The sequence below is a fragment of the Janthinobacterium sp. YR213 genome (assembly GCF_900099875.1).
Classification (GTDB): domain Bacteria; phylum Pseudomonadota; class Gammaproteobacteria; order Burkholderiales; family Burkholderiaceae_D; genus Janthinobacterium; species Janthinobacterium lividum.
This window is the reverse complement of the sequence record NZ_FNDA01000002.1, coordinates 1,046,495-1,054,026: the sequence shown is the minus strand read 5'-3', so window position 1 is coordinate 1,054,026 and position 7,532 is coordinate 1,046,495. Positions and strand designations below refer to the sequence as shown.

General features: G+C 65.3%; 5 protein-coding genes. 3 read left to right on the top strand and 2 right to left on the bottom strand.

Features of this window, described 5'->3' with window-relative positions:
* On the bottom strand, positions 1-2,108 hold a 2,108-nt coding region (locus BLT98_RS13950; RefSeq protein ID WP_244517481.1), incomplete at its 3' end, for a type VI secretion system Vgr family protein.
* A 207-nt stretch (positions 2,109-2,315) separates the two neighbouring features.
* On the opposite strand from BLT98_RS13950, the gene tal reads away from it, so the two are divergent.
* A complete protein-coding gene (tal, locus tag BLT98_RS13945; protein WP_034787048.1) occupies positions 2,316-3,251 on the top strand; it encodes a transaldolase in 936 nt (311 codons plus the stop codon).
* A gap of 227 nt (positions 3,252-3,478) precedes the next feature.
* Here the strand turns inward: tal and BLT98_RS13940 are convergent, their stop codons facing one another.
* Positions 3,479-4,336 (bottom strand): hypothetical protein, encoded by an 858-nt coding sequence (locus BLT98_RS13940; protein WP_139179254.1) that lies wholly within the window; start codon positions 4,334-4,336, stop codon positions 3,479-3,481.
* Positions 4,337-4,495: 159 nt separating this feature from the next.
* Between BLT98_RS13940 and BLT98_RS13935 the strand changes: the two genes are divergently transcribed.
* Together BLT98_RS13935 and BLT98_RS13930 are read left to right on the top strand one after the other, a co-directional pair.
* Positions 4,496-5,587: a patatin-like phospholipase family protein gene (locus BLT98_RS13935; protein ID WP_092608551.1), complete on the top strand. Its 1,092-nt coding sequence runs from the start codon at positions 4,496-4,498 to the stop codon at positions 5,585-5,587.
* A gap of 122 nt (positions 5,588-5,709) precedes the next feature.
* Entirely contained in the window at positions 5,710-7,428 is a 1,719-nt protein-coding gene (locus BLT98_RS13930; RefSeq protein ID WP_092608548.1) for a methyl-accepting chemotaxis protein, read from the top strand.
* The last annotated feature ends 104 nt before the right edge of the window (positions 7,429-7,532 follow it).

Sequence of the window (7,532 nt, the reverse complement as noted above, 5' to 3'; positions counted from 1 at the left end):
GCGGCAGCGCTGAAGGTGTCGCCCAGCATCACTGCCTGCTTCAATAGCGCGATGCCGCCGGCATTGTCGCCGGCCGGATCGCGTTGCGACGCGTCGTGCCCAAGCAGATAGCTGGTCACCAGCAAGCCCGCCCTGGCGCGCACCGCGCCATACGCATCGGTGCGCAATTCGGTGCCGGCGCCGCGCAGGCTGCCACGGTAATTGTCGGCACCGTGGATCAGATGCCCCAGGCTCAGTTCGCTGGCCGCATGGCTGCTTTTCAGCTGCACCCGGCCCTGGCTGTCGGTATCGTCGAACAGCAGCTGGTTGTAACCGGCCATGCCGCCCGCCTTGCCGAACTCCTTGCTGCGGATGCCCCATTGCGCTGCTCCATTGCGGTGCGCCGCGCTGGCGCCTGCGGCGCCATGCCACAGCGGACTGTTGCCGCCCGCCAGATTGCCCTGGCCGGCTACCGCATGATCGTGGGCCGGCTGGAACACGCCAGCGTCACCTGACTCGCCCCCGACGCCGCCCGGGGTCGGTTTGGTGCCGCCCTCGCCCTGCCCGTTGTACAGCGCGCCGATGATGACGGGCCGGTCGATATCGTTTTCCAGGAATTGCACCAGCACTTCCTGGCCGATGCGCGGCAGGAACTGGCTGCCCATGCCGCCGCCGGCCGCGCGCTGCGCCACGCGCACCCAGCAAGTCGCGCCCATCTCCTGCTGCCAGTGGAAGCGGATGCGCACCCGGCCCAGCCTGTCGCAATAAATTTCATCGGCGCCGCTGGCCACGTCATTGCCATCGGCGCCGACGACGATGGCGCTCTGGCTGCCCAGGGCGGTCGGCGTGGCGTGCTGGCGCGCATCGTTACTGTCATGCACCGGACGCCACGGGGTGCTTGCGGTGATCATCTCGATGCAGTTGGCGTAACCGCTGGTTTGCGCCTGGGCGATCGCGGCAGCGACATCGGAAAATCCTGCGCCCCACTCTGCCACGGTTTCTTCCAGCAATTCCGGTATCGGGCCGAACAGTTCCGCCAATCCCTCCAGGGCCGGCGCCGGCAGGTTGTTGACGCCGATGCTGGCCACGCGCAGCACGACATATTCGGACGCGGCACCATCGGCCTGCGGTAACGGTCCCTGCGTCAGGGTAAAACGCGTGCCGGCGCGCAGGGTGCGCACGGTCGAACGCGCCTGCCACAGCTGGGCGCGCGCTTCATGGGCCTGCATCTGCAACTGCGCGTAGCGCTGCGCCTGGGCGGCGCTGGCGTACCAGTACTGGCCCGGTGTGTCGTAGCTTTCCAGCATCGGCGCGTTCTTGCCGCCAAGCGCGATGTTGGCCGGCACGCTGGCAGCCACGGCCTTTTTCGCCTTGTAGTCATAGCTGAGCACGCTGCTCAGGCCCACCTGCAGGCTGCGCCGCGCGCTCAATGCCTGCACGCTGTCGCCCGGCTCGCCGACGCGCGCGCCATGAAAGCGCAGTCCGCCCGCCTGTGCGCTGCTGGCGTCCTCGGGCGTGGCGCAGGGCTGGCTGCTATCGGCGAACAGGACCAGTGTGTGCGCCTCGAAGCGCCAGGCGATGCCCTCTTCCGTCAGCAGGCGGCGGATAAAATCGAAATCGGATTCGCGGTACTGGCAGCAATAGCTGCGTTCGCCCGCGTCCTGCATGAAAGATGCGACCTCGTCGCTCCAGCGCCACAGCGCATATGGCGCATACGCCTGCAATACCTCGTCGATGATGGCGCTCACGCTCCGATCTTGCCAGACGCGGCTGTTACGCACCTGCGTCAGCAGAAACAACCAAGGCGTGATGCGCAGCCGGTAGCGCGCCAGTCCGCCATTGCTGCCCAGCATGGCCGCTTCGCTGACATAGCCGGAAAACTGCGTGCGCGTGCCATCCGCCAGACTGATATGCAGGCTGGCCGGCTGGCCCAGCAGGGACGCCAGCGCAACATGGGCGCTGGTGGACAAGGCGATGATGTCGCGCGCGCCGACCTCCTGCAGCCCTTCGTCGGCGGCAAAGGCTTCGACCAGCAAGCCGCTGTCCTGGCCATCTTCACCGATAACCAATGCATACAGGCGTGCCGCGCCGTTGAAGGCGGCCACTGCGCTAACGATATCTTGTGTCAAAAGATGCTCTTCATCTGGAGTGTGGCATCGCACATTGTTTATCAGAACAGTGTGCAAAATAAACAAGTCCAGGCAATTATGCGCGAGTTCTCAAAAAAGCAAGATTCAATTGAGCAAGTAGCGCACGGGGAAGACATTAGTCGATGCTTGATGCAACGGATTCGGTACAATACTCCGGCAAGCCCATTCACTCTTTCCCGTGCAGCCATGAACCAACTCGAACAACTGAAGCAATTTACTACCGTGGTGGCCGACACCGGCGACTTCCAATCGATCCAGGCTTACACGCCGCGCGATGCGACGACGAATCCGTCGCTGATCCTGAAGGCCGTGCAAAAGGATGAATACAAGCCGCTGCTGGAAAAGGCCGTGCGCGACCATCCGAACGCCTCCACCGCCGAAATCATCGACCGCCTGCTGATCGCGTTTGGCGTGGAAATCCTGCAAACCATCCCCGGCCGCGTCTCCACCGAAGTCGATGCGCGCCTGTCGTTCGACACGGAAGGTACTGTCGCCAAGGGCCGCGACCTGATCGCCCTGTATTCGAACGCCGGCATTCCACGCGAGCGCGTGCTGATCAAGATCGCTTCCACCTGGGAAGGCATCCGCGCCGCCGCCATCCTGGAAAAGGAAGGCATCCGCTGCAACATGACCCTGCTGTTCTCGCTGGCCCAGGCCATCGCCTGCGCCGAAGCGGGCGCGCAGCTCATTTCTCCGTTCGTCGGCCGCATCTACGACTGGTACAAGAAATCGACGGGGATCGACTACATGGGCGCGGAAGATCCGGGCGTGCAATCGGTCCGCCGCATCTACAACTACTACCGCAAGTTCGGCTACAAGACGGAGGTGATGGGCGCGAGCTTCCGCAACACGTCGCAAATCCTCGAACTGGCCGGCTGCGACCTGCTCACCATCAGCCCCGACCTGCTGCAAAAGCTGGCCGACAGCGATGCGCCGGTGGAGCGCAAGCTGAGCGCCGAAGCGGCGCCATCGACCAACATCGTGCAAATGTCGCTGAACGAGGAAGCCTTCCGCTTCATGATGAATGAGGACGCGATGGCGACGGAAAAACTGGCTGAAGGCATCCGCGCCTTCTGCGTCGATTCCGGCAAGCTGAAACAGATGATCTCGGCACTGCGCTAAGAGCCTATCCCGGTAGGGAGCGTCTTCTGCTGGCAGCACATCAGGAGCGCGGACAAGGCGTGAGGAGGACGCGTGGCGAGCCACGCGACGACGATCAACGCAGTCCCCGCTTCTGAGGCGCGCCAGCGGGGGATGTATTCATCTACCGGGATAGGCTCTAGGCACGACGTGCATAAAAAAGCGGCGCCCGTGCAATGCACGGCGCCGCTTTTTTCATGCCCGCGTGATCAGGAACAGCGGAAGGTGGCCACGCCCTGGTAATTGGCGCCATTCGCCATGACCACCTTGTAGCCGCCCGTGACGAGATAGGTTCCCGTGCCGCCGTCACCCAGCGCCAGCAGCATGCCCGAGATGCCGCCCAGGAAGCCACCGCTGATGACCGTCATGTCCGGCGTATTGATCGTGCCGGTGCCGCTGGCCTTGCCGGTGCTGCCGCCAGCCGTGGCATCGACCGTCATGGCCAGTGCGGCACCCGCCGCGCCGAAGGACAAGGTGGCGCTGCCGCTGGCCGTGCCGAAATAGCCATCCTGCTGCACGCTGCTGCCGCCCGTATAGCTGGGCGCCGTGAACTTGCCCGCATCGCATTGGAAGGCGCCGGTGAAGGGCAAGGCCGCCACCGTGTTGTAGACGCTGTAATGGGCGCTGGCATTGTTGCCGCTCATGACCGTGCTGCCGCTGCTGCGCGTGATGGTGCCGGTGAACCAGCGCCCCTGCGCAAATGCCGCGTCGCCGCTGATGTCGCGCGTGATGGCGGGTGTGCCGCTGAAGCTGGCGCCCGATATCTCGCTCAGGGCGCCGGAACTGTCTTGCGCCACGCTGCCCAAGGTACCGTAGGCCTGATTGGCAACGGCCAGCAACAGGTAGCGCGGGCTCAGTCCCTTCGCAAACGGCGCGCTGACGCTGCCCGTGTCGCTGCCGGCGGGCTGCGGGGTGACCGGTGTCACCGGGGCGGCTGGATTGACTGGCTGGGCCGGATTCACGGCAACCTGGGCATCGGAGGAGGAAGAGCCGCCACCGCAGGCACTGAGGGTGGCAGCCAGCAAGACTGGCAGAACAAGGAAGGAAGCGCAGATTGGTTTTTTCATGTATCTCTTATCAGTCAAAAAAGGCAAGGACGGCACGCTTGCAAAGCATCTTTAGTTTTCAAATAATATTGCTTTTTCCTCTCAACTGTCGCACGCCTGCCACCGTCCTTTGGCCCGGCATGACGCTACAATAGGCAATCGCCACCAGCCGCCACGCGCATGTCCTTCCCCCTGCCTGCTTCGTCCGCCATCACCATCCGCCTGGGCCGCCGCGCCCGGGCGCGCATCGCCGACAACGGCTTGCGCGCGCTTGACGTCGCCATCGTCCCTGCTGCCGCAGGCGGGCCAAAAGGCTTGATCCTGCACCAGCTCGATTGCTGGCTGTTCGGCGACTTCCTGGCCCAGGCGCCGCGCCCGCGCCATTTCGTCGGCGCCTCGATCGGCGCCTGGCGCATGGCCGCCGCCATGTTCCCCGACCCGGTGGCCGCGCAGCGCCGCCTGGTGCGCGAATACGTGGGCCAGCGCTATCCCGACAAGCCCGATGCGGCGCACGTCAGCCGCACCTGCCGCGCCCTGCTCGACGCGGTCCTCGATGGCCAAGATGCGCAGCTGCTGCGGCACGAGCGCCATAGCCTGTCGGTGCTGGCCGTGCGCGGCATCGGCGCGCTGGCGCAGCCGGGCAAATGGCGCGACCGACGCGGCTTCCTGCTGGCCGCCGCCGGCAATGCCGTGGCGCGGGCGCGCCTGGCCGCCTCGCTGGAACGCGCGGTGTTCCATGCGGGGCCGGACGGCGCCAGCTGGCTGCGCTCGCGCTTCGACACCTTTCATTCGCATTTCGTGCCCCTGGCGCAAGAGAACCTGCGCGACGCGCTGCTGGCCTCCGGCTCCATCCCGCTGGTGCTTGACGCCGTGACGGACATCGCCGGCGCGCCGCCCGGGCGCTACTGGGACGGCGGCCTGGTCGACTACCATTTGCACCTGCCTTACCAGCGCGAACCGGACCTGGTGCTGTACCCGCATTTTGCCGACCATATCGTGCCGGGCTGGCTGGACAAGGCCATGCCCTGGCGCCGCGCGCGCAGCGGCGATAGCGCACTCGACAACATGATCCTCGTCTCACCCTCGCCCGCCTTCGTGGCCAGCTTGCCGAATGGCAAACTGCCGGACCGGCGCGACTTCCCCCATTACGGGCAGGACCACGCGGCGCGCATGCGCGACTGGCGCCGCGCCATCGCGGAAAGCGAGCGCATGGCGGCCGCCTTCGCCCGCTGGGCCGAGCAGCCGGACCTGCGCCAGGCGCTCGACCTATAGCAAGGGCGAGACTGCAACACGCGCAAAGACAAGCGCGCTTTTCCCTCGCCTATTGGTCACTTATCAGTGCATACTATGTCGCACAGGCAACCTTCAATCCCTCTGCGACAGGAGTTTCAACCATGCACGCCCTCTCCCACCTTCGTATCGGCACGCGCCTGGCTGCAGGCTTCGCGCTGGTGCTGCTGCTGTCCGTGATCTCCACCTCGTACGCGCTGTACAGCGCCCATGTGAATGCCGAAGCGACGCGGCAAATGATGGAAAAACCGCTGGCCAAAGAGCGCCTGGTATCGGACTGGTACGTGCTGATCTACTCGGCCATCGCGCGTACCTCGATGATCGCCAAAAGCACGGATGAAACCCTCTCTAACGTGTTTGCCGACACCATCGCCGACAGCACGAAACAGGGCAGCGAACTGCTGAAGAAAATCGAGACGCTGCTCGACAGCGATGAAGAAAAAGCCATCTTCAAGTCGTCCATCGCCGAACGCGTCAAGTACCAGGATGCCAAGACCCTGGTAATGAATGCGCGCAAGGCCGGCAACGCGGCGCAGGCGGAAAGCGCCTACCGCGACAGCTTCGCGCCGGCCGCCGCCAAATACCAGAACAACGTCAAGGCCCTGCTGTCGCAGCAGCGCCAGGCCATCGACGCCACGGCGCAAGCGATCGAGGAAGCCAACGGACGCAGCTTCACCCTGCTGCTGACCTTGTGCGCGCTGGTGGTGGCGCTGGGCAGCGTCTGTGCCTGGCTGATCACGCGCTCGATCACGCAGCCATTGAAGGCCGCCGTGAAGGTGGCTGAAACGGTGGCCGACGGCGACTTGCGCACGCATTTCGGCACGCCCGCCAGCGATGAAATCGGCGACCTGATGCGCGCGCTGCACGGCATGAACGAGGCGCTGCGCAAGGTGGTGTCGGAAGTGCAGACGGGCACCAATGCAATTGCCACGGCCTCCGGCGAAATCGCCGCCGGCAACCAGGATCTGTCGGCGCGCACGGAGCAGCAAGCCAGTTCGCTGGAAGAGACGGCGTCGTCGATGGAAGAACTGACCAGCACCGTCAAGCAGAATGCGGACAATGCGCGCCAGGCCAACCAGATGGCGGTGGCCGCTTCCGGCGTGGCCGAACGGGGCGGCAGCATCGTCAGCCAGGTGGTCGACACCATGGGCGCCATCGACACGGCATCGACGAAAATCGTCGACATCATCGGCGTCATCGACGGCATCGCCTTCCAGACGAATATCCTGGCCTTGAACGCAGCCGTCGAAGCGGCGCGCGCCGGCGAGCAGGGGCGCGGCTTTGCCGTCGTCGCCACGGAAGTGCGCAGCCTGGCGCAACGCTCGGCCGCGGCGGCGCGCGAAATCAAGACCCTGATCGGCGACTCGGTGGAACAGGTCAACAATGGCACACGGCTGGTACATCAGGCCGGCAGCACCATGAACGAAGTGGTCGACAGCGTACGCCGCGTCACCGACATCATGGCCGAGATCACCGCTGCCAGCGCCGAACAAAGCATGGGCATCGACCAGGTCAACCAGGCCATCGCGCAGATGGACCAGGTGACGCAGCAAAATGCGGCCCTGGTGGAGGAAGCGGCGGCAGCGGCCGAAAGCATGCAGGACCAGGCCGCGCGCCTGGCGCAGGTGGCGGCCGGCTTCCAGCTCGAACACATGACTACAAAGGCGCCGGTACGCGCCGCGCGGCCGGCGCCCACCCAGCTGGCCAAGCCGGCGGCCAGGAGCGGCGCCGCCAGGCAGCCAGCCATCGCGGCCAGGAGTGCGCCTGCTGCGCGCAAGCCCCAGGCGCAGGTGGCTGGCGAGCAGGATTGGGAAGAGTTTTAAGACTGGCAACAGGGCCAGTCAAAAGGGTTTGACAGCGCCGTGGCGCGCGAGGATACTTGTTTCAGGTGGCAGGGCGCACCACCGGCAGCAATACGTGTTGCGCC